Origin of the sequence: Stutzerimonas urumqiensis (assembly GCF_003640395.1) — a bacterium.
Classification (GTDB): Bacteria; Pseudomonadota; Gammaproteobacteria; order Pseudomonadales; family Pseudomonadaceae; genus Stutzerimonas; species Stutzerimonas urumqiensis.
Genome location: NZ_RBZQ01000003.1, coordinates 395,159 through 416,645 on the forward strand (window position 1 = coordinate 395,159; position 21,487 = coordinate 416,645).

The following is a 21,487-nucleotide window of genomic DNA, read 5'->3' on the forward strand; positions in this document are numbered from 1 at the left end:
TCCATCCGCTCGCCTCGTGAGGCTCTATGTCCACACCTGATGCCCAGCTGCTGTATCGCCCACGCCTCGCCGACATGCGCCCACTGGGCGAACCCGGCGCCGTGCAAGCCATCGCCACGCGCTCGTCTGAGCACATCACACCGGCCGAAGCCCTTGCCGACCGCAGCGGATACGCGCCCGGGTTCCTGGGCGCGTTCCAGGTGCCGTGGCCACGCGCGACCGAAGGCCTGCAGACCGACGTGCTGCCAATCCCCGGCAGCGCCGAGCACCGACTCGACTACACCCACTTCTCCATCACGATGTCACGCAACCGCCGACTGGCCCTGCTGGTTGGCGTCAATATCGAAGGCAGCGCGCTGGTGGACGTCCCCCGCAGCAAGGATCGCTGGGCCTACGACGGACGCATCCCGAGCGATGCGCAGGTGGGCGAATTCCTCTACGCCGACAACCTGCTCGACCGCGGCCATCTCGTGCGCCGACAGGACCCCAACTGGGGCCCGGAAGCCGAGCAGGCCAATGCCGACACCTTCCACTTCACCAACTGCTCGCCGCAGATGGCCGGCTTCAACCAGAAGAACTGGCTGGACCTGGAGAACTACCTGCTCGACAACACCCGCCGCTGGCGCGCCCGCGCCACCGTCTTCAGCGGCCCGGTTTTCGCCGAGGACGACCCGACCTACCGCGGCGTGCCCATCCCACGCGCCTTCTGGAAGGTGGTCGCCTTCCTCGGCGAAGACGGCAAACCTTCGGCCACCGCCTACATGATCGATCAGTCCGCCGAGCTCGGTCGCCTCACCGCCCTTTTCGGACGCTTCCGAACCTACCAGCGCAGCGTCCTGCACATCGAACGCCTGACCGGCCTCGACTTCGGTGAGCTGTCCAACTACGACGGCTTCTCCAACGAAGAACGCGCGACGGGCACGCGGATCGAGGCGGAGCTGCGCGAACTAGGCGACCTACGGATATAAGTAGTGTGCGCCAGCGTTGCCATGGCCGAAGCCGGCACGGCGACTATTCAGGTGCGGCTAGCTTCGGCCAGCCTCACCAACGCTGTGCGATCAGGACCGGTGCTGAAACGAAGGCCGGCCGACCAGACATGCTCGTCGCGGACAGCCGGGCTTCGCTGGCGAAGCTGTCCTCTTCGAGCGTCAGGATTCCTAGGCCATCTGAAAGATGGTGCGATGGGATTGTCCGTACTCGAGTGCATTCGCCCGCAAGCTCGTGCCTGCGAAAACGACAAGGGCGCCCGAAGGCGCCCTTGTTTCACTGCGGTCCGATCAGACCTTGGCGCGCTCGTAGCGCTTGCGGTCGTTTTCGTTGAGCAGCTTCTTGCGCAGGCGGATCGACTTCGGCGTGACTTCCACCAGCTCGTCGTCGGCGATGAATTCCAGCGCCTGCTCGAGGGTGAAGCGGATCGGCGGGACCAGCGCGATGACTTCGTCCTTGCCCGAGGCGCGCATGTTGTCGAGCTTCTTGCCCTTGGTCGGGTTGATCACGAGGTCATTGTCGCGGCTGTTGATGCCGGCCAGCTGGCCTTCGTAGATCTCGTCGCCTGGGCCGAGGAACAGCTTGCCGCGGCTTTGCAGGGTTTCCAGCGAGTAGGTCAGCGCGGTACCGGTAGCCATCGACACCAGCACGCCGTTCTGGCGGTTGGTCACTTCACCGGCCTTGATCGGGCCGTAGTGGCTGAACGTCGAGGTCAGGATGCCGGTACCGGAGGTCAGGGTCAGGAAGTTGTTGCGGAAGCCGATCAGGCCGCGCGCCGGAATGGTGTATTCCAGGCGCACGCGGCCCTTGCCGTCCGGGATCATGTTGGACAGATCACCCTTGCGCAGGCCCATCTGCTCCATCACCGAGCCTTGATGCTGCTCTTCGATGTCGATGGTGACGTTCTCGTACGGCTCCTGCTTCTCGCCGGCTTCGTTCTCGATGATCACCACTTCCGGGCGGCCGACAGCCAGCTCGAAGCCTTCGCGACGCATGGTTTCGATCAGCACCGACAGGTGCAGCTCGCCGCGGCCGGAGACCTTGAACTTCTCCGGGCTATCGCCGGGCTCGACGCGCAGCGCCACGTTGTGCAGCAGTTCCTTCTCCAGGCGCTCCTTGATGTTGCGGCTGGTGACGAACTTGCCTTCCTTGCCGGCGAACGGCGAGTCGTTGACCTGGAAGGTCATGCTCACGGTCGGCTGGTCGACGGTCAGCGGCGGCAGCGCTTCGACATTCTGCGGGTCGCACAGGGTGTCGGAAATGAACAGCTCCTCCATGCCACTGACGCAGACGATGTCGCCCGCCTCGGCTTCCGGCACTTCGACGCGCTGCAGGCCGGCGTGGCCCATGATCTTCAGGATCCGGCCATTGCGCTTGCTGCCCTTGGCATCGACCGCCACGACCGGGGTGTTGGACTTCACCTTGCCGCGGGTGATGCGGCCGATGCCGATCACGCCGAGGAAGCTGTTGTAGTCGAGCTGGGAAATCTGCATCTGGAACGGGCCGTCGACATCGACCACAGGCGCCGGCACGTGGTCGACGATCGCCTGGAACAGGGCGTCCATGTTGTCGTCCATGTTCTCGTGGTCGAGGCCGGCGATGCCGTTCAGGGCGCTCGCGTAGACGATCGGGAAGTCCAGCTGCTCATCGGTGGCGCCGAGGTTGTCGAACAGGTCGAAGATCTGGTCGATGACCCAGTCCGGGCGCGCGCCGGGACGGTCGATCTTGTTCACCACGACGATCGGACGCAGGCCGGCCTTGAACGCCTTCTGGGTCACGAAGCGGGTCTGCGGCATGGGGCCGTCCTGGGCGTCGACGACGAGCAGCACGGAGTCGACCATGCTCATCACGCGCTCGACCTCACCGCCGAAGTCGGCGTGGCCGGGGGTGTCGACGATGTTGATGTTGAAGCCGTTCCACTTGATGGCGGTGTTCTTCGCCAGGATGGTGATGCCGCGTTCCTTTTCCTGGTCGTTGGAATCCATCACGCGCTCGCTTTCGGCTTCCTTGCGGTCAAGGGTACCGGACAGCTTGAGCAGCTTGTCGACGAGCGTGGTCTTGCCGTGGTCGACGTGGGCGATGATGGCGATGTTTCTGAGTTTCTCGATCACTGGGTTCTACCTAATAAGAAGCGGGAAGCTGAAGGCTGGAAACAAGGGCACGGCACCGCCCACGGTCGGGAGGGTGCTTGCGCCGAATGACGATGCGGCTGGTCAGACGGTTGCTCATGCAGGTGCGCTTCCGGCTTCCGGCTTCTGGTTGGCGGGCCGATAGACCCGCACGTTCGTGTGCCCTTCGCTCAGCAGATGGTGAGCATGCAGGCGGCTCATGACACCTTTGTCGCAGTACAGGAGGTACTGGCGGTTGGCATCGAGATCCTTGAATCGGCTGTTGACCGCGTAGAACGGCAACGCCTGTACCTCGACCCCTTCGATACCCAAGGGTTCGTCATCAGTGGCGTCGGGGTGACGAATGTCGAGGATGACCTGCCCAGGCGTGGCCGTGGCGACTTCCTCGACCCGCACGTCCCGGCCCAGCTCGTCGATCACGCGGTCGACCGTCATCTGCCGGGCGCCGGCCAGGGCGCGATCGAGGATGGCCATGTCGAACTGCTTTTCTTCGTGCTCGACGCGGTAGCGCTTGGCGCGGGTGGTCGGGTTCACCGAGATCACCCCGCAATATTCGGGCATGTGCCGAGCGAACTCGGCGGTGCCGATCCGCTCGGCGGTGTCGATGATGTCCTGCTTGTGGCTGGCGACCAGCGGGCGCAGCACCAGCATGTCGGTGGCCGAATCGATCACCGCGAGGTTCGGCAGGGTCTGGCTCGACACCTGGCTGATCGCCTCGCCGGTGACCAGCGCATCGAGCTCCAGACGCTCGGCAACCTGGGTCGCGGCGCGCAGCATCATGCGCTTGAGGACTACGCCCATCTGGCTGTTGTCGACCTTGGCGAGGATCTCCCCGACCACTTCCTCGAACGGCACGCTGACGAACAGCACCCGGTGCGAACGGCCGAAGCGGCTCCACAGGTGGTGCGCCACTTCCATCACACCCAGCTCATGGGCGCGACCGCCGAGGTTGAAGAAGCAGAAGTGCGTCAGCAGGCCACGGCGCATCATCTGGTAGGCGGCGACCGTCGAGTCGAAACCGCCGGACATCAGCACCAGCGTCTGCTCCAGCGCGCCGAGCGGGTAGCCGCCGATCCCGTCGTGCTGCTTGTCGATGACGAACAGGCGCTGATCGCGGATTTCCATCCGCACCACCACTTCGGGCTGCTTCAGCGAGATGCCGGCCGCACCGCATTGCTGGCGCAGTTGGCTGCCGACGTGGCGCTCGACATCCATCGAGCTGAACGGATGCTTGCCGCCGCGCTTGCAGCGAACCGCGAAGACCTTGCCCGGCAGGCGCTCGCCGTAGTGCGCCTTGCACCGGGCGAGGATGTCGTCGAAGTCGCCCAGCGGGTATTCGTGCACTTCCAGGCAATGGGCGATGCCGGGCGTACAGGCCAATCGCTCGGTGATCTCGCGCAGCACCTTCGGCTCGGTCACCTGGCTGACCACCTCGAGGTTGTCCCACACCCCTTCCACCGAAACGTCCGGGTCAAGGTCGCGCAGCACGGTGCGGATGTTCTTCCCCAACTGGCGAATGAACCGCTTGCGCACCGGCGGGCTCTTGATGGTGATTTCGGAGAAAACCTTGACGATCAGCTTCATGAGAGGCGGTGCGCGCAGGACGCGGCAAAAAGAGGGGCGCGGAGTATACCGGAAAGCACTCGACCTTTAGTCGGTTTTATGCCCGCTCGACGCTGCGCACCAAAACGGAACAGGCCGACTGCGGTCTGCACCACTTCAGGGCACCACTTAGGCCGATAGTGGACCGAACCGCGCAAACCAGACCGCCACGGCGCGCGGCAGCCCACTCATTGGGCGCTGGCATACTAATTGCTCCCTTGTGAGGCAGGTCGCCTTGGCGGAGCATCGCCACCCGGCTTCATCCTGATTCGAAAGCACTGCCTTCGCTTTCCACTACTTGGAGACAACCATGTCGAAGTCGCTTCAACTGATCAAAGATAACGATGTGAAGTGGATTGACCTGCGCTTCACCGATACCAAAGGCAAGCAGCAGCACCTCACCATGCCGGCCCGCGACGCCGACGACGATTTCTTCGAGCATGGCAAGATGTTCGACGGCTCCTCCATCGCCGGCTGGAAAGGCATCGAAGCCTCCGACATGATCCTGATGCCGGACGACAGCACCGCCGTCCTGGACCCTTTCACCGAAGAGCCGACCCTGATCCTGGTCTGCGACATCATCGAGCCCAGCACCATGCAGGGCTACGAGCGCGACCCGCGCGGCATCGCCAAGCGCGCCGAGGAATACCTCAAGTCGACCGGCATCGGTGACACCGTGTTCGTCGGCCCGGAGCCCGAGTTTTTCATCTTCGACGAAGTGAAATTCAAGTCCGACATCTCCGGCTCGATGTTCAAGATCTATTCCGAGCAAGCCTCCTGGATGACCGACGCCGACATCGAAGGCGGCAACAAGGGCCATCGTCCGGGCGTCAAGGGCGGCTACTTCCCGGTAGCGCCGGTCGATTACGACCACGAAATCCGTACCGCCATGTGCAACGCCCTGGAAGAAATGGGCCAGGTGGTCGAAGTTCATCACCACGAAGTGGCGACTGCCGGCCAGAACGAAATCGGCGTGCGCTTCAACACCCTGGTCGCCAAGGCCGACGAAGTGCAGACGCTGAAGTACTGCGTGCACAACGTCGCCGACGCCTACGGCAAGACCGTGACCTTCATGCCCAAGCCCCTGTACGGCGACAACGGCTCGGGCATGCATGTGCACATGTCGATCTCCAAGGACGGCAAGAACACATTCGCGGGCGAAGGCTATGCCGGTCTGTCGGAAACCGCCCTGTACTTCATCGGCGGCATCATCAAGCACGGCAAGGCACTGAACGGCTTCACCAACCCGGCCACCAACTCCTACAAGCGTCTGGTTCCCGGCTTCGAAGCCCCGGTGATGCTGGCCTACTCGGCGCGTAACCGCTCCGCGTCGATCCGCATTCCGTACGTCAACAGCCCGAAAGGCCGTCGTATCGAAGCGCGCTTCCCGGACCCGGCTGCCAACCCGTACCTGTGCTTCGCCGCGCTGCTGATGGCCGGCCTGGACGGCATCCAGAACAAGATTCACCCCGGCGATGCGGCCGACAAGAACCTGTACGACCTGCCGCCGGAAGAGGCCAAGGAAATCCCGCAGGTATGCGGCAGCCTCAAGGAAGCCTTGGAAGAGCTGGACAAGGGCCGCGCCTTCCTGACCAAGGGCGGCGTCTTCACCGACGACTTCATCGATGCCTACATCGAGCTCAAGAGTGAAGAAGAGATCAAGGTGCGCACCTTCGTGCACCCGCTGGAATACGACCTGTACTACAGCGTCTAAGCCAGTCGGCGATCGACAAGAGAGGCCTCCTTCGGGAGGCCTCTTTCGTTTCAGAACCAGCCCCAGGGTGGAAAGCCGCGAAGCGTCTCACCGCGACCCCGACATGCACAGGGATCGATGCGCCGCGTTCAACGCCACCGCGTGGATGAGGCTGCGCCGTCATCCACCCTACAAAGGCTGGGCAAGAGCCGATCGATCCGACGCGCCAACCGTAGGGTGGAAAACCGCGAAGCGTTTTCCGCCACGGCCGCCCGAAGTGCGCAAGGAGCGATGGGCCGTGTTCAGCGCGCCGGGCCGCGCGGATGAGGCTGCGCCGTCATCCACCCTGCGATGGCTGGGCAAAAGAGTGGCGTCTCTCGTTTCGGCAGGTGGGAGCCAGACGGCAATGTCGGCCGATGCGGCTTGCCAGCAGGCTGGACCGGTGCAAGGCTTCGGTCATTCCACGAACCGGAGCCTGCGATGCGACGTGCCCTCCTCTTCTGCGCCATGCTCTGCCTGGCAAGCCCGGCGACTGCCGAGATCTATCGCTACCTCGACGAAAACGGCAACCCGGTGTTCACCAACCAGCCGCCGGACGGCGTCGCCGTGAAGCCGGTCGAGATCGACCCGGCCAACACCATCGACATCCCTGAACCCGAAGTCCTGCTGGACAACCAGCCCGAGGCATCGGCCGTCGACGCCGCGCCCTACCGCGTGCTCGAGCTGACCGGTGTCCCGGATGACGAGGCGGCGCTGCGCGCCAACGGCGGCCGCTTCACCGTCGGGGTCCGTCTGGAGCCGGCGCTGATGCCCTCGCATCGCCTGCGCTTCCTGTTCGATGGCACGCCGGTCCGCACCGGGACGGCGACGTCGATCCAGATGAGCGGCGTGGCCCGCGGCGAACATACGCTTCAGGTCGTCGTGCTCAGCGGCAGCGAGATCGTCCAGCGCAGCGAGCCACGCACCTTTACGGTGCAGCGCGTGCACACCTCGAGCCCGGCCTTCAAGCGTCCCCCGGCTCCGCCCGCCGGCGGTGCTAAACCGTGATCGGGTCCCGCGCCGCCTGGCTCCTGGCGCTGCTGCCGCTCTGGGCCTCCGCGCAGGTCTATACCTACATCGACGAGCACGGCAACCGGGTGTTCACCGATCGTCCGCGCGGTCATGACGCGCGCAGCGTCGAGCTGTCGCCGACCAACGCCATGCCCCCGCCTGCGCCGCCGGCGCCCCACGCCGAATCCGCCGAACGCGCGCCGATCGTCACCCGCAAGCTGTCGCCCGCGCGCTACCAGTCGGTGAGCATCGTGTCGCCGGCCCCGGACGACACCCGCCGAGACAACCAGGGCAACCTCAATGTCGTCGCCACCAGCGAGCCGCCGCTGCGCCCCGGCGATCACTTTCGCCTGCTGCTCGATGGCACGCCCGCGGCCGAGAGCGGGAACGGCACCCTGAGCCTCAGCAACATCGACCGCGGCACCCATACCCTGGTGGTCGAGATTCTCGGCCCCGACGGCAGCGTGCTCGGCGCCAGCCCGAGCCAGCCGGTACACATCAAGCGCATGTCGCTGGCACAGCGCCGCCGCGCCCAGCCCTGCCAGAAGGACGACTACGGCGTGCGTCCCGAATGCCCGCTGAAGGACAAGCCGGTCGAGAAGAACATCCCCTTCGTGCCCTTTTTGTGAGCCCGCCGCGCACCGTATTGGTGCGCTATAGTCCCGCGACCGCCCCTGAGCGCCCCGTCGCCCTCCGATTCGCTCGAACAGGCCCCAATCCACGCCGCGGACGCCACGACAGGGCGCCTGGTTTGCTTCTTGCATTCGAGCAATCAACGTCCAGACGCAGACCGCCATGATCAACCACGCGCTACAGCATCTGTTGCTCGAGAACCTGACCACCGCCACCTTGCTGCTGGATGCGCGACTGCGGCTGCAATACATGAACCCGGCCGCCGAGATGCTCCTGGCCGTGAGCGGCCAGCGCAGCCACGGCCAGTTCATCAGCGAACTGTTCACCGAGTCGGCCGAAGCCCTGTCGGCGCTGCGCCAGGCCGTCGAGCTGGCGCACCCCTTCACCAAGCGCGAGGCGGTGCTGACCTCGGCGACCGGCCAGAGCCTGACCGTCGATTACGCCGTCACACCCATTCCGACCCGCAGCGAGACCATGCTGCTGCTCGAGGTTCACCCGCGCGACCGACTGCTGCGGATCACCAAGGAAGAAGCGCAGCTGTCCACGCAGGAGACGACCAAGCTGCTGGTCCGCGGCCTGGCGCACGAGATCAAGAACCCGCTGGGTGGCATCCGCGGCGCAGCGCAGCTGCTGGCGCGCGAACTGGCCGACGCGCACCTGACCGATTACACCGAAGTTATCATCGAGGAGGCCGACCGGCTGCGTAACCTGGTCGACCGCATGCTCGGGTCGAACAAGCTGCCGTCGCTGTCGATGACCAACATTCATGAAGTGCTGGAATACGTCGCCAGCCTGATCGAGGCCGAGAGCCAGGGCGGCGTGACACTGGTACGCGACTACGACCCGAGCATTCCCGAGCTGTGCCTGGACCGCGAGCAGATGATCCAGGCGGTGCTCAACATCGTGCGCAACGCCATGCAGGCGCTGGCCGGGCACACCGACCTGGGCATCGGCCGCATCACCCTGCGCACCCGCACGCTGCGGCAGTTCACCATCGGCCATGTACGCCACCGGCTGGTCGCGCGCATCGAGATCATCGACAACGGGCCGGGCATCCCGCCGGAGCTGCAGAACACTCTCTTCTATCCGATGGTCAGCGGTCGCCCGGACGGCACCGGGCTGGGCCTGGCGATCACCCAGAACATCATCAGCCAGCACCAGGGCCTGATCGAATGCGAAAGCCATCCGGGGCACACCGCGTTCTCGATCTTTCTGCCGCTGGAGTCAGGAGCCAACCCCGCATGAGCCAGAGCGAAACCGCATGGATCGTCGATGACGATCGTTCCATCCGCTGGGTGCTGGAAAAGGCGCTGCAACAGGAAGGCATGATCACCCGCTCGTTCGACAGCGCCGACGGCGTGCTCGCCCAGCTCGCGCGCCAGCAGCCGGACGTGATCCTGTCGGACATCCGCATGCCCGGTGCCAGCGGGCTGGAGCTGCTCGCGCAGATCCGCGAGCGCTACCCGCGGCTGCCGGTGATCGTCATGACCGCGCATTCGGACCTCGACAGCGCCGTGGCCTCCTACCAGGGCGGCGCGTTCGAGTACCTGCCCAAGCCGTTCGACGTCGATGAGGCCGTCTCGCTGGTCAAGCGCGGCGCCCTGCATGCCCGCGAGCAGCAGGCGACCCACGCGCCCAGCCCCGAGTCGCGCACGCCGGAGATCATCGGCGAGGCGCCGGCGATGCAGGAGGTGTTCCGCGCCATCGGCCGGCTGTCGCACTCCAACATCACCGTGCTGATCAACGGCGAATCCGGCACCGGCAAGGAGCTGGTCGCCCATGCGCTGCATCGCCACAGCCCGCGCGCTGTGTCGCCCTTCATCGCGCTGAACATGGCGGCGATTCCGAAGGACCTGATGGAATCCGAGCTGTTCGGCCACGAGAAGGGCGCCTTCACCGGCGCGGCCAACCAGCGGCGCGGGCGCTTCGAGCAGGCCGACGGCGGCACCCTGTTCCTCGACGAGATCGGCGACATGCCGGCCGACACCCAGACGCGTCTGCTGCGCGTGCTCGCCGATGGCGAGTTCTACCGGGTCGGCGGGCACACGCCGGTGCGGGTCGACGTGCGCATCATCGCGGCCACCCACCAGGACCTCGAAGCCCTGGTGCAGGCCGGCAAATTTCGCGAGGACCTGTTCCACCGCCTGAACGTCATCCGCATCCACATCCCGCGGCTGGCCGACCGTCGCGAGGACATCCCCGCCCTGGCGCGGCACTTCCTCGCCAGCGCGGCGCGCGAGCTGAGCGTGGAGCCCAAGCTGCTCAAGGCAGAGACCGAAGACTACCTGCGCCAATTGCCCTGGCCCGGCAACGTGCGCCAGCTCGAGAACACCTGCCGCTGGATCACGGTCATGGCGTCCGGCCGCGACGTGCACGTCAACGACCTGCCGCCAGAGCTGCTCAACCAGGCGGCCGAGGCGCCGCCGACCAGCAACTGGGAGCAGGCCCTGCGCCTATGGGCCGACCAGGCGCTGGCGCGCGGGCAGTCCGGCCTGCTCGACGAGGCGGTGCCGATGTTCGAGCGGATCATGATCGAGACGGCGCTCAAGCACACCGCCGGGCGCCGTCGTGATGCGGCCGTCCTGCTCGGCTGGGGGCGCAACACCCTCACGCGCAAGATCAAGGAGCTGGGCATGGGCGGCGACGACGAGGACGGCGACGAGGCCTGAGCGGCCAGCCGCGACCGGCGCCCGCCACGCAACCACCCCCGGCGCGGGCCGGTCTACCGCAACGCTTGCCGCCGCCTTGGCAGCTGCGGCACGATCGCTTCCACAACGACACTACGCCTCGGCGTGCACAAGGAATGACGACAATGACCAACGATATCGGCAAGCTGGTTCTACGACTGGCGGTAGGTGTACTGATCCTGCTCCACGGCCTGCACAAATTGCAGAGCGGCGTCGATGGCATCGCCGGGATGCTCGCCGGGCAAGGCCTGCCGGCCGTGCTCGCCTACGGCGTCTACCTGGGTGAGGTGGTGGCTCCTGCGCTGGTCATCCTCGGCCTGTTCACCCGCCCGGCCGCGCTGGTCATCGCCGGCAACATGGTTTTCGCCATCGCCCTGGCGCACGCCAGCCAACTGTTCGAGCTGACCAAGATGGGCGGCTGGGCGCTCGAACTGCAAGGCATGTTCCTGTTCGGCGCGATTGCGGTCGCCCTGCTCGGCGCCGGCCGACTGAGCGTCGGCGGCACCTCGGGTCGCTGGAACTGACCGTCCGCCCGCGCAGCCGGCCCAGGGTCAGGCGCGCGCGGGCAACACCCTGCCCCGGCATTCGCCGAAACCGATCGGCGCCTGCCCGTCGCGCACGCAGCGGGCACGCAGGATCACTTCATCACCATCTTCCAGAAACGTCCGGGTCTCGCCGTTGGGTAGCGACAACGGCTGCTTGCCGCCCTGGGTGATCTCCAGCAGGCTGCCGCAGCTGTCCGGCCGCTCGCCGGACAGGGTTCCCGAGCCGAACAGGTCGCCCGGCTGCAAGGCGCAGCCATTGACGCTGTGGTGCGCGACCATCTGCGCCATCGTCCAATACATGTTGCGGGTGCTGCTCAGGGTGATGCGCTCGGCGGGCAGGCCCTCGGTGCGCATCCGCTCGGTCAGCAGCAGCACTTCGAGCTCGATATCCAGCGCACCCTGCTGCTGGTCGCGTTCATCGTAGAGATAGGGCAGCGGTTGCGGATCGCCTTCCGGCCGCGCCGGCTGGGCGCAGCGGAAGGGCGCCAGCGCTTCGGGCGTCACCACCCAGGGCGACACCGTGGTGGCGAAACTCTTCGACAGGAACGGCCCGAGCGGCTGGTATTCCCAGGCCTGCACGTCCCGCGCGGACCAGTCGTTGAGCAGGCACACGCCGGCGATCCGCTCGTGCGCCGTGTCGATGCCGATCGGCTCGCCTTGCGCGTTGCCCGGCCCGATCCAGATGCCCAGCTCCAGCTCATAGTCCAGGCGCTTGCTCGGGCCGAACGCCGGCTCGCTGGCGCCGGCGGGCAAGGTTTGCCCGTTGGGCCGCCGGACCGCCTGCCCGGAGACGCCGACGGTCGATGCGCGCCCGTGATAGCCGATCGGCACGTACTTGTAGTTGGGCAGCAACGGATTGTCCGGGCGGAACAGCTTGCCGACGTTGGTGGCGTGGTGGATGCCGACGTAGAAATCGGTGTAGTCGCCGATGCGCGCCGGCAGGTGCAGACGGCACGCCGCCATCGGCTGGAGCAGCCGTTCGCCAAGGGCCTCGGCCTGGCGGCGCCCGGCGCCGTCCTCGGCCAGCAGCCCGAGCAAGGCGTCACGCAGCGCGCGCCGTGCCGGTGCGCCGAGCGCGAAGAAACCGTTGAGACAATCGCCGCTGGCCGCCTGGGCCGCCGTCAGCGCTTCGCCGGTGAACAGGCCCATGTCGCAGGCGACACCGAGATCGAAGATACAGTCGCCAATCGCCACGCCGCCGCGCGGGCTCACGCCGTCCCGGCTGAAGACGCCGAACGGCAGGTTGGCTAGGGGGAAATCCGGGTGGTCGTTGGCGGAGGCCACCCAGCTGGTCATCGGGGATGCGGTCATTGCGGATATCCGTTCGGGTCGAAGGTTTTGGCCAGGCCGGCCCAGCAGCTGTCGTAGTCGGCTTGCAGGCTGGCGCACGCCAGCGCGTCACGCGTCGGGCGCAGCACCTGGCCGGTCTCGAACATGAAGGCCATCGTGTGATCGATCTTGTGGGGCTTGAGTTCGGCGCGGATGGCCTGCTCGGTCGACACGTGATCGGGCCCGTGCGCGCTCATGCAGTTGTGCAGCGACGCGCCGCCGGGCGAGAAGCCGTCCGCCTTGGCGTCGTACGCACCCTGGATCAGGCCCATGAACTCGTTCATCAGGTTGCGGTGGAACCACGGCGGCCGGAAGGTGTTCTCGGCCACCATCCAGCGCGGCGGGAAGATCACGAAGTCGATGTTGGCCATGCCGTGGATGGCGCTCGGCGACGTCAGCACCGTGAAAATCGATGGGTCCGGATGGTCGAAACTGACCGTGCCGATGGTGTTGAAGCGGCGCAGGTCGTACTTGTAGGGCACGTTGTTGCCATGCCAGGCGACCACATCCAGCGGGGAGTGGTCGAGCTCGGTCGCCCAGAGTTCGCCGAGGAACTTCTGCACCAGTTCGACCGGTCCGTCGCGGTCCTCGTAACGGGCGACCGGCGCCAGAAAGTCGCGCGGATTGGCCAGGCCGTTGCTGCCGATCGGTCCGAGGTCAGGCAGACGCAGCGCGCAGCCGTGGTTCTCGCAGAGGTAACCGCGCGCCTCGCCCTCCGGCAGCTCGACCCGAAAGCGCATGCCCCGCGGAATCACCGCAATCTCCAGCGGCGCCACTTCCAGCAATCCCAGCTCGGTATGCAGGTGCAGCACGCCCTGCTGCGGGACGATCAGCAGCTCGCCATCGGCATCGAAGAACACCCGCTCCATCGAGCGGTTGGCCGCGTAGCGATAGAGGCTGGCACCGTTGGGCTGGCTGGCCTCGGTGTTCGCCGCCATGCGGACGAGGCCGTCGATGAAGTCGGTACCCGCGTCGGGAGCGGGCGCCGGGCTCCAGCGCAGGCGGTTGGGCGTGACCGGGCCGAGTTCGGCACCGCCGAGCTGGCGCTCCAGCCGCCGGTAGGCACCGTGCTTGGCCGAAGGCCGCAGGCGATACAGCCAGGTCCGGCGCGCCTCGCTGCGCGGCACGGTGAACGCGGTGCCGGACAGCAGCTCGGCGTACAGGCCATAGGGGACCTTCTGCGGCGAGTTCTGCCCGACCGGCAGCGCGCCGGGCAGGGCTTCGCTGGCGAACTCGTTGCCGAAGCCCGATTGGTAGGCAAGCGGCGTCTCGGATTGTTGTTGTTCGTGCATGGCCGTTCTCGCTAATGGCGTAACCTGGTTACGCAAAACGTAATTTGAACCGCCACGAGCGTCAAGCTATAAAGCCGCCTTTCCCGCAGAGGCTCAGTGATGACTGGCGAGATCGAAGAAGCCGCGCCCCGGCGACAGAAAGTGCAGGCCGCCGAAGTCGGCACCGACATCCTCAAGGGCCTGGCGGAACTGGCGCCGGCCACGTCGCTGTCCCGGCTGGCCGAGCACGTCGGCATGCCGGCGAGCAAGGTTCATCGCTACCTCCAGGCCCTGATCGCCAGTGGTTTCGCCGAGCAGGACGCCGCCACCAATCACTACGGCCTCGGCCCGGCGGCGCTGTTCGTCGGGCTCGCGGCGATCGGGCGGCTCGACGTGGTCAAGGTGACCGCGCCAGCGCTCGTCGAGTTGCGCGACCGGGTCAACGAGACCTGTTTTCTCGCCGTCTGGGGCAACCACGGACCGACCGTCGTGCATGTCGAGCAGGCGGTGCGCGCGGTGACCCTGGTCACTCAGGTCGGCTCGGTGTTGCCGCTGCTCGGCTCGTCCACCGGGCTGGTGTTCAACGCCTTCCTGCCGAACGCTGAGACCGCCGCCCTGCGCGAGGCGGAGCGCGCGCAGCCCGGCGCGCCGGACGAAGCCACGCTGGCGGCGATGACCGAAAGCCTTCGCCGCCAGCACATCCAGCACATCCACGGCCTGCTGATGGCGGGGGTCAACGCCCTCTCGGCGCCGCTGTTCGCGGCCGGCGGGCGGCTGGCCGGCGTACTGACCGTGGTCGGCGCCGAGCCCGGCTTCACCGCAGCCCCGGACGGCGAAGCGGCCCGGGCGCTGCTGGATACCGCCCGGCAGATCAGCCTGCGGATGGGTGGCGACTTCCCAACGCGCTGACCGTGCCTCGACGACGTAGGGCGGATTCGGAAGCGAACAATCCGCCAAAGGCCACGCCACGGCGAAACCCCCGGTCCATTGCCTCGCGAATGCACCCCAACGCCACGCCAAGGCGACGTCCGCGCCTAAACAGGGGTAGGCCTGGTGGACTAAAGCCGCTCTACAGGCTGCGATCTCCGGTCCGACCGGCATTGGCCGCGGCGTCGGCTTGCCGGCGATGCTCGCCGGATCGCCCGCAAGCGGGCTCCTACAGGGGCGCGGACCTGCGAGCGAACGGATTTCGGCCGTAGGGCGGATTCAGGAGCGAAGCGAACAATCCGCCAGAGGCCACGCCGGCGCGAAACCCGGTGCATTGCTTCGCGAATGCACCCTGCGAGGCCCGCAGTGACGCATCGGGCGATTCGTAAGCCGCGAGGCCGGTCGTAGGGTGGGCTTCAGCCCACCAGACACATCCATGGTCATCGGTGGGCTGAAGCCCACCCTACAGATGACGGTAGCGGGCGCCGGGCCCGGTTCGATGGCAGCGGCCCTGAACGCTCGGCGCCTGGGCGGTGCGCAAAAAAAGCCCCGCCGAAGCGGGGCAAAGCGGAGGCGCCGACACCGACACCTCCACGTGGGTCGTGGCGGCGCGACCTGTCGGTCGGCCGCCGGATAGACGATCAGAGCGCGTCGCGCGTCGTCTTGCCGTCCACCAGCCGGGCGAGGCCCAGCGGGTTGGCGTTCTGCAGCGCTTCGGGCAGCAGGGCGTCCGGGCAGTTCTGGTAGCACACCGGGCGCAGGAAGCGATCGATCGCCAGGGTACCGACCGAAGTGCCGCGCGCGTCGGAGGTCGCCGGGTACGGGCCGCCGTGAACCATCGCGTCGCACACCTCGACGCCGGTCGGGTAGCCGTTGAACAGCACGCGACCGGCCTTCTGCTCGAGCAGCGCGAGCAGCCCACCGAAGGTGTCCAGATCCGCCTTCTCGGTGATCAGCGTGGCAGTCAGCTGGCCATGCAGGCCCTGGATCGCACGCTCGAGCTCGGCCTTGTCGGCCACTTCGACAACTACGGTGGTCGGGCCGAAGACTTCTTCCTGGAGCAGCTCGTCGCCGTCCAGCAGCAGGCTCACGTCCGCCTTGAACAGCTGCGGCCGCGCCTGGTTGCCGTCCTGCGCCTGACCGGCCAGGTGCTCGATCTTCGGGTGCGCGTGCAGGTGTTCCAGGCCCTTGACGTAGCTCTTGAGCGTGCCGGCGTTGAGCATGGTCTGCGGCGGCTGCTCGGCCATCGAGGCGGTGAAGGCGTCGAGGAAGGCGCTGAATTCCGGCGAGCGAATGCCGATCACCAGGCCCGGGTTGGTGCAGAACTGGCCGCAGCCCATGGTGACGGACGCGGTGAGTTCGTTGGCGATGTTGGCGCCGCGGGTTTTCAAGGCTTCAGGCAGCAGGATGACCGGGTTGATGCTCGACATCTCGGCGAACACCGGGATCGGCTGCGGGCGTGCCGCGGCCATGTCGCACAGGGCGCGACCGCCCTTGAGCGAGCCGGTGAAGCCGACGGCCTGGATGGCCGGGTGCTTGACCAGCGCTTCGCCGACGCCGGCGCCGAAGATCATGTTGAACACGCCGGCCGGCATGCCGGTCTTCTCGGCGGCACGAATGACCGCATCGGCCACGCGCTCGGCGGTCGCCATGTGGCCGCTGTGGGCCTTGAACACCACCGGGCAACCGGCGGCCAGCGCAGCGGCGGTGTCACCGCCGGCGGTGGAGAACGCCAGCGGGAAGTTGCTGGCACCGAACACGGCAACCGGGCCCACGCCGATGCGGTACTGGCGCAGGTCGACGCGCGGCAGCGGCTTGCGGTCGGGCATGGCGCGGTCGATGCGCGCACCGTAGAAATCGCCACGGCGCAGCACCTGGGCGAACAGGCGCATCTGGCCGCTGGTACGGCCGCGCTCACCCTGGATGCGGCCGGCTGGCAGTGCGGTCTCGCGGGTCACCAAGGCGACGAAGTCATCGCCCAGCGCGTCCAGCTCGTCGGCGATGGCTTCGAGGAATTCGGCGCGACGGGTGGCCGGCAGGGCACGGTAGGTCGGATAGGCCTCGGCGGCGGCACGGGCCGCGGCATCGACCTCTTCCGGGGTCGCCTGGATGAAGCGGTGGGGCAGTGCTTCGCCCGTGGTGGCGTCGTAGCTCTGGTGGCTGACGCTGCCTGCCGCGCTGCGACGGCCGGCGATGTAGTTGTGGCCCAGAATGTCCGTCATGCGAGTGATCTCCTGTTCGTTGATGGCACGTAGCGGCCCAAGGTCATCTGACAACCGAGCCCGTTTACCGGATTCCGCCGGCGCCTCGGGCGCGATGCGTTGGGCGAAGAAAGCCTGCGACAGCCCGCCAGCTCGCATGGCTGTGCGTCATGGCGGAGGCAGTGAGACCACGACAGTGTATTGCAAATTCCCATGTCATCGTACAACTAAGCGAAAACTCGCGGTTTCGCGGTCGTGTCACTAGCGCGCCGACCCCACCTGCACGGCGCCTGGAGGGCGCTGACGCGGGCGATCAAGCCGACCGGCCCTCTCGACGAACGGACGCGATCCGGCGGTCAGCCCGCCGCGCGGGCCGGTGCGGCGACCGTACCGGCGGTCACCTCGGCGTAGTGACAGGCGACCTGGCGCTCGTCCAGCGGGCGCAGGACCGGCACTTCGGTCCGGCAGCGTTCGGTCGCGTGCGGGCAGCGCTTGTGGAACACGCAGCCACTGGGCGGGTCGAGCGGATTGGGCAGTTCGCCGCTGATCGGGATGTGCGGCTTGTCCGGGTTGGGGCGGATGCTTGGCGTCGCGGCGAGCAGCACCTGGGTGTACGGGTGCAGCGGGCGACCGTAGATCCGCTCGGCCGGGCCCATCTCCATCGGTCGGCCGAGGTACATCACCAGCACCTGATCGGCGACGTGACGCACCACCGCCAGGTTGTGCGAGATGAACACGTAGGCGGTGCCGAACTGCTCCTGCATGTCCATGAACAGGTTGAGCACCTGCGCCTGGATCGACACATCCAGCGCCGACGTGGGCTCGTCGGCGACCAGCACCTTGGGGTTCAGCATCATGGCGCGGGCCAGGGCGATGCGCTGGCGCTGCCCGCCGGAGAACATGTGCGGGTAGCGCTGGTAGTGCTCGGGGCGCAGGCCGACCTGCTGCATCATCGCCTGCACCCGCTCGCGCCGTTCGGCGCCCGACAGGTCGGTGTTGATCAGCAGCGGCTCGGCGAGCTGGTCGCCGATCTTGCGCCGCGGATTGAGCGAGGCGTAGGGATTCTGGAACACCATCTGCACGTCGCGCCGCAGCTGGCGGCGCTCGGCCTTGCTGGCACCGGCGACCTCGGTGCCGGCGATGCGCAGCGAGCCTTCGGTCGGCGGCTCGATCAGGGTCAGCGCGCGGGCCAGGGTCGACTTGCCGCAGCCGGACTCGCCGACCACCGCCAGCGTCTCGCCGGCCGCCAGCTCGAACGACACGCCATTGAGCGCGCGCACCGTGGCGCCGGGTTTGAACAGCCCGCGCGACAGGTGGTAGTGGCGGGTCAGGTCGCGTGCGGACAGAACGCTCTCGGTCGAAGCATCAGTAGGCATGGAGGTCTCCCTTGGGCGGGCTGCGGCGGTGCCGACCGGGCGCCAGCGGGTTGATTTCGCCGGCCGCCAGGTTGCGCGGGAAGAAGCAGCGCACCGCGCCGCGCGCATGCGGCATCAGGGCCGGGCGCGTCTGGCAATGCGGGCGCGCATAGGGGCAGCGCGGCGACAGCAGGCAGCCCTCGGGCCGGTCGTAGCGCCCCGGAACGATGCCGGGCAGCGTCGCCAGCCGGCGGCTGTCGGCATGTTCCGGTACCGACGCCAGCAGCGCCTCGGTGTAGGGATGGGTCGGCGCCTCGAAGATCGCCGGTACCTCGCCCTGCTCCACCGCCTGGCCGGCGTACATCACGCAGACGCGCCGGGCGGTCTCGGCGACCACGGCCAGGTCATGGGTGATGAGGATCAAGCCCATGTCGCGTTCGCGCTGCAAGCGCAGCAGCAGCGCCATGATCTGCGCCTGGATGGTCACGTCGAGCGCGGTGGTCGGCTCGTCGGCAATCAGCAGTTGCGGTTCGGCGGCGATGGCCATGGCGATCGCCACCCGCTGGCTCATGCCACCCGAAAGCTGGTGCGGGTAAGCATCGAGACGGCTCGCCGCGGCGGGAATCTCCACCTGCTCGAGCAGCGCCAGCGCCCGCTCGCGGGCCGCCCGGCCCTTGAGGCCGAGGTGCGCGCGCAGCACTTCTTCGATCTGGTAGCCCACCGTGTAGCTCGGGTTGAGCGCGGTCATCGGATCCTGGAAGACCATCGCCAGGTCCTTGCCGATCAGCCGCCGACGCTGCTTGCCCTTGAGCGACAGCAAGTCCTGGCCGGCGAACGCGAGCCGGTCGGCGCTGACCACGCCGGGCGGATCGATCAGGCCCATCAGGGCCATCATGGTGACCGACTTGCCCGACCCCGATTCGCCGACGATGGCGAGCACTTCGCCCCGGTCGACGGACAGGTCCAGGCCATCGACCACCGGCGGCGCGTCGGCATCGCCGAAGCGGACGCTGAGGTTACGGATGTCGAGCAGGCTCATGCGGGGCTCCTGGGCGCTCGGACGAGCGCGCGGTGGACGGCGGTCATGCCGCGTTCTTCAGCTTCGGATCGAGCGCATCGCGCAGGCCGTCGCCGAGCAGGTTGATCGCCAGCACGCTGAGCAGGATCGCCAGCCCCGGCAGCGCCACCACCCACCAGGCGCTCTGGATGTAGTCGCGCGCCGAGGCCAGCATGGTGCCCCACTCGGGGGTCGGCGGCCGGACGCCCAGGCCGAGGAAGCCGAGCGCGGCGGCATCGAGAATCGCCGAGGAAAAGCTCAGCGTGGCTTGGACGATCAGCGGCGCCATGCAGTTGGGCAGCACGCAGACGAACATCAGCCGCAAGGTGCCCGCGCCGGCCAGCCGCGAGGCGGTGACGTAGTCGCGGTTGAGTTCGGTCATCACCGAGGCGCGGGTCAGGCGCACGTATGACGGCAGCGAGACGATCGCGATGGCGAAGATCGTGTTGATCAGGCCCGGCCCGAGGATGGCGACGATCGCCACGGCCAGCAGCAGCGACGGCAGCGCCAGCATGATGTCCATCAGGCGCATGATGAAGGGCCCGGCGCGGGTCGGCGAAAAGCCCGCGATCAGCCCGAGCAGGATGCCGGGAATCAGCGAGAAGACCACCGAGGCGAGACCGATCAGCAGCGACAGCTGCGCGCCGAAGATCAGCCGCGAAAGCATGTCGCGGCCCAGCTCGTCGGTGCCCAGCGGGAAGCGCGCGCTGCCGGCCTCCTGCCACATCGGCGGCGTCAGCAGGTGATCGCGGAATTGCTCGAGCGGATCGTGCGGCGCCAGCCAGGGGGCGAACGCCGCGCAGCAAACCAGCAGGAGCATGAACAGCAGCCCGCCGACGGCGCCCTTGTTGCGCATGAACGACGCGGCGAACTCACGCGTCGGCGAGGGGTAGTGAACGACCGGTTCGGCCGCCGGAAAGCTCTGGGTGATGTCCATCGTCTGCCCTCAGTGCTGATGGCGGATGCGCGGGTTGGCGAGCCCGTAGAGCACATCGACCGTGAAATTCACCAGGATCACCAGGCAGGCGACCAGCAGGATGCCGTTCTGCACCACGGCGTAGTCGCGTGCGCCGATCGCCTCGATCAGCCACTTGCCGATGCCCGGCCAGGAGAAGATCGTCTCGGTCAGCACGGCGCCGGCCAGCAGGGTGCCGACCTGCAGGCCGAGCACCGTCAGCACCGGGATCAGCGCGTTGCGCAGGCCGTGCACGAACACCACCCGCGCCGGCGACAGGCCCTTGGCGCGGGCGGTGCGCACGTAGTCTTCGCGCATTACCTCCAGCATGGCCGAGCGGGTCATCCGCGCGATCACCGCCAGCGGGATGGTGCCCAGCACGATGGCCGGCAGGATCAAGTGCATCAGCGCATCGGTGAAGGCGCCCTCCTCGCCACTGAGCAGGGTGTCGATCAGCATGAAGCCGGTCACCGGCGGGATGTCGTAGAGCAGGTCGATCCGACCGGAGACCGGCGTCCAGCCGAGCCACACCGAGAAGACCATGATGAGGATCAGCCCCCACCAGAAGATGGGCATCGAGTAGCCGGTCAATGACAGCCCCATCACGCCATGATCGAGCAGCGAACCGCGGCGCAGCGCGGCGATCACGCCGGCCAGCACCCCCAGCGTCGTGGCGAACAGCAGCGCGGCGAGCGCCAGCTCGAGGGTGGCCGGGAACAGCGAGGTGAATTCCTTCCACACGCTGGTGCGGCTGCGCAGCGACTCGCCGAGGTCGCCCTGGAGAAGGGCACCGACGTAATCGATGTACTGCAGGTAGAGCGGCTTGTTCAGGCCCAGCCGCTCCATCGCCGCGGCGTGCAGCTCGGGATCGACCCGCCGCTCGCCCATCATGACTTCGACCGGATCGCCCGGAATCATCCGGATCAGGGCGAAGGTCAGCAGGGTCACGCCGAAAAAGGTCGGGATCAGCAACCCGAACCGGCGCGCTATGAATCCAAGCATCGTCGGGAACTCCCCTCTGCACGCCGGCGGACCGGCGTCGGTGCGTTGGGCTGTGCGACAGACG

17 protein-coding genes are annotated in these 21,487 nt (G+C 67.3%); 8 read left to right on the forward strand and 9 right to left on the reverse strand.

All coding sequences use genetic code 11. The features are described 5' to 3' along the window. Window positions 1-26 precede the first annotated feature (26 nt). A complete protein-coding gene (locus D7325_RS07840; protein ID WP_120994996.1) occupies window positions 27-968 on the forward strand; it encodes a DNA/RNA non-specific endonuclease in 942 nt (313 codons plus the stop codon). Window positions 969-1,277: 309 nt separating this feature from the next. Here the strand turns inward: D7325_RS07840 and typA are convergent, their stop codons facing one another. Together typA and thiI are read right to left on the reverse strand one after the other, a co-directional pair. After that, window positions 1,278-3,098: a translational GTPase TypA gene (gene typA / locus D7325_RS07845; protein WP_120994997.1), complete on the reverse strand. Its 1,821-nt coding sequence runs from the start codon at window positions 3,096-3,098 to the stop codon at window positions 1,278-1,280. 114 nt (window positions 3,099-3,212) lie between these two features. Continuing rightward, complete coding sequence (gene thiI / locus D7325_RS07850; RefSeq protein WP_120994998.1) at window positions 3,213-4,700, reverse strand: tRNA uracil 4-sulfurtransferase ThiI; 1,488 nt, start codon at window positions 4,698-4,700, stop codon at window positions 3,213-3,215. A 328-nt stretch (window positions 4,701-5,028) separates the two neighbouring features. Here thiI and glnA point away from each other — a divergent pair, with 328 nt between their 5' ends. From glnA to D7325_RS07880, 6 genes are all read left to right on the forward strand, one after another. Continuing rightward, a complete protein-coding gene (gene glnA / locus D7325_RS07855; RefSeq protein WP_120994999.1) occupies window positions 5,029-6,432 on the forward strand; it encodes a glutamate--ammonia ligase in 1,404 nt (467 codons plus the stop codon). A gap of 459 nt (window positions 6,433-6,891) precedes the next feature. Further along, window positions 6,892-7,458, forward strand: coding sequence for a DUF4124 domain-containing protein (locus D7325_RS07860; RefSeq protein ID WP_120995000.1), 567 nt, complete (start codon window positions 6,892-6,894; stop codon window positions 7,456-7,458). Beyond that, on the forward strand, window positions 7,455-8,090 hold the full coding sequence (locus tag D7325_RS07865) for a DUF4124 domain-containing protein (RefSeq protein WP_120995001.1): 636 nt from the start codon (window positions 7,455-7,457) through the stop codon (window positions 8,088-8,090). Before D7325_RS07860 ends, D7325_RS07865 begins: the two co-directional genes overlap by 4 nt. Window positions 8,091-8,256: 166 nt before the next feature. Then, complete coding sequence (glnL, locus tag D7325_RS07870) at window positions 8,257-9,339, forward strand: nitrogen regulation protein NR(II) (RefSeq protein ID WP_120995002.1); 1,083 nt, start codon at window positions 8,257-8,259, stop codon at window positions 9,337-9,339. Next, on the forward strand, window positions 9,336-10,763 hold the full coding sequence (gene ntrC / locus D7325_RS07875; protein WP_120995003.1) for a nitrogen regulation protein NR(I): 1,428 nt from the start codon (window positions 9,336-9,338) through the stop codon (window positions 10,761-10,763). The genes glnL and ntrC overlap by 4 nt, the downstream gene beginning before the upstream one ends. 143 nt (window positions 10,764-10,906) lie before the next feature. Further along, window positions 10,907-11,305, forward strand: coding sequence for a DoxX family protein (locus D7325_RS07880; protein WP_120995004.1), 399 nt, complete (start codon window positions 10,907-10,909; stop codon window positions 11,303-11,305). 27 nt (window positions 11,306-11,332) lie between these two features. Here D7325_RS07880 and fahA read toward each other — a convergent pair whose 3' ends face one another. Both fahA and hmgA read right to left on the reverse strand, forming a co-directional pair. Further along, the gene (gene fahA, locus D7325_RS07885; protein WP_120995005.1) at window positions 11,333-12,637 is read right to left on the reverse strand and encodes a fumarylacetoacetase; all 1,305 of its coding nucleotides are present in this window, start codon (window positions 12,635-12,637) and stop codon (window positions 11,333-11,335) included. Then, window positions 12,634-13,947: a homogentisate 1,2-dioxygenase gene (hmgA, locus tag D7325_RS07890; RefSeq protein WP_120995006.1), complete on the reverse strand. Its 1,314-nt coding sequence runs from the start codon at window positions 13,945-13,947 to the stop codon at window positions 12,634-12,636. Before hmgA ends, fahA begins: the two co-directional genes overlap by 4 nt. Before the next feature lie 99 nt (window positions 13,948-14,046). On the opposite strand from hmgA, the gene D7325_RS07895 reads away from it, so the two are divergent. Further along, complete coding sequence (locus tag D7325_RS07895; RefSeq protein WP_120995007.1) at window positions 14,047-14,835, forward strand: IclR family transcriptional regulator; 789 nt, start codon at window positions 14,047-14,049, stop codon at window positions 14,833-14,835. Window positions 14,836-15,494: 659 nt separating this feature from the next. Here the strand turns inward: D7325_RS07895 and D7325_RS07900 are convergent. From D7325_RS07900 to D7325_RS07920, 5 genes are all read right to left on the reverse strand, one after another. After that, window positions 15,495-17,075 carry an aldehyde dehydrogenase (NADP(+)) gene (locus D7325_RS07900; RefSeq protein ID WP_120995008.1) on the reverse strand — a complete coding sequence of 527 codons (1,581 nt, stop codon included), beginning with the start codon at window positions 17,073-17,075 and terminating at the stop codon, window positions 15,495-15,497. A gap of 335 nt (window positions 17,076-17,410) precedes the next feature. After that, window positions 17,411-18,430: a peptide ABC transporter ATP-binding protein gene (locus D7325_RS07905; protein ID WP_120995009.1), complete on the reverse strand. Its 1,020-nt coding sequence runs from the start codon at window positions 18,428-18,430 to the stop codon at window positions 17,411-17,413. Next, a complete protein-coding gene (locus D7325_RS07910; RefSeq protein ID WP_120995010.1) occupies window positions 18,420-19,448 on the reverse strand; it encodes an ABC transporter ATP-binding protein in 1,029 nt (342 codons plus the stop codon). The genes D7325_RS07905 and D7325_RS07910 overlap by 11 nt, the downstream gene beginning before the upstream one ends. 43 nt (window positions 19,449-19,491) lie before the next feature. Beyond that, window positions 19,492-20,403: an ABC transporter permease subunit gene (locus D7325_RS07915; RefSeq protein ID WP_120995011.1), complete on the reverse strand. Its 912-nt coding sequence runs from the start codon at window positions 20,401-20,403 to the stop codon at window positions 19,492-19,494. 9 nt (window positions 20,404-20,412) lie between these two features. After that, window positions 20,413-21,423 carry an ABC transporter permease subunit gene (locus D7325_RS07920; RefSeq protein WP_120995012.1) on the reverse strand — a complete coding sequence of 337 codons (1,011 nt, stop codon included), beginning with the start codon at window positions 21,421-21,423 and terminating at the stop codon, window positions 20,413-20,415. Between the last annotated feature and the right edge of the window lie 64 nt (window positions 21,424-21,487).

What these genes read in the sequence shown, in the direction of transcription:
- D7325_RS07840 (WP_120994996.1), top strand. Translation starts at nt 27, where the DNA reads ATGTCCACACCTGATGCCCAGCTGCTGTATCGCCCACGCCTCGCCGAC.
- thiI (WP_120994998.1), bottom strand. Translation starts at nt 4,700, where the DNA reads ATGAAGCTGATCGTCAAGGTTTTCTCCGAAATCACCATCAAGAGCCCG.
- glnA (WP_120994999.1), top strand. Translation starts at nt 5,029, where the DNA reads ATGTCGAAGTCGCTTCAACTGATCAAAGATAACGATGTGAAGTGGATT.
- D7325_RS07860 (WP_120995000.1), top strand. Translation starts at nt 6,892, where the DNA reads ATGCGACGTGCCCTCCTCTTCTGCGCCATGCTCTGCCTGGCAAGCCCG.
- glnL (WP_120995002.1), top strand. Translation starts at nt 8,257, where the DNA reads ATGATCAACCACGCGCTACAGCATCTGTTGCTCGAGAACCTGACCACC.
- ntrC (WP_120995003.1), top strand. Translation starts at nt 9,336, where the DNA reads ATGAGCCAGAGCGAAACCGCATGGATCGTCGATGACGATCGTTCCATC.
- D7325_RS07880 (WP_120995004.1), top strand. Translation starts at nt 10,907, where the DNA reads ATGACCAACGATATCGGCAAGCTGGTTCTACGACTGGCGGTAGGTGTA.
- fahA (WP_120995005.1), bottom strand. Translation starts at nt 12,637, where the DNA reads ATGACCGCATCCCCGATGACCAGCTGGGTGGCCTCCGCCAACGACCAC.
- hmgA (WP_120995006.1), bottom strand. Translation starts at nt 13,947, where the DNA reads ATGCACGAACAACAACAATCCGAGACGCCGCTTGCCTACCAATCGGGC.
- D7325_RS07895 (WP_120995007.1), top strand. Translation starts at nt 14,047, where the DNA reads ATGACTGGCGAGATCGAAGAAGCCGCGCCCCGGCGACAGAAAGTGCAG.
- D7325_RS07900 (WP_120995008.1), bottom strand. Translation starts at nt 17,075, where the DNA reads ATGACGGACATTCTGGGCCACAACTACATCGCCGGCCGTCGCAGCGCG.
- D7325_RS07905 (WP_120995009.1), bottom strand. Translation starts at nt 18,430, where the DNA reads ATGCCTACTGATGCTTCGACCGAGAGCGTTCTGTCCGCACGCGACCTG.
- D7325_RS07910 (WP_120995010.1), bottom strand. Translation starts at nt 19,448, where the DNA reads ATGAGCCTGCTCGACATCCGTAACCTCAGCGTCCGCTTCGGCGATGCC.
- D7325_RS07915 (WP_120995011.1), bottom strand. Translation starts at nt 20,403, where the DNA reads ATGGACATCACCCAGAGCTTTCCGGCGGCCGAACCGGTCGTTCACTAC.
- D7325_RS07920 (WP_120995012.1), bottom strand. Translation starts at nt 21,423, where the DNA reads ATGCTTGGATTCATAGCGCGCCGGTTCGGGTTGCTGATCCCGACCTTT.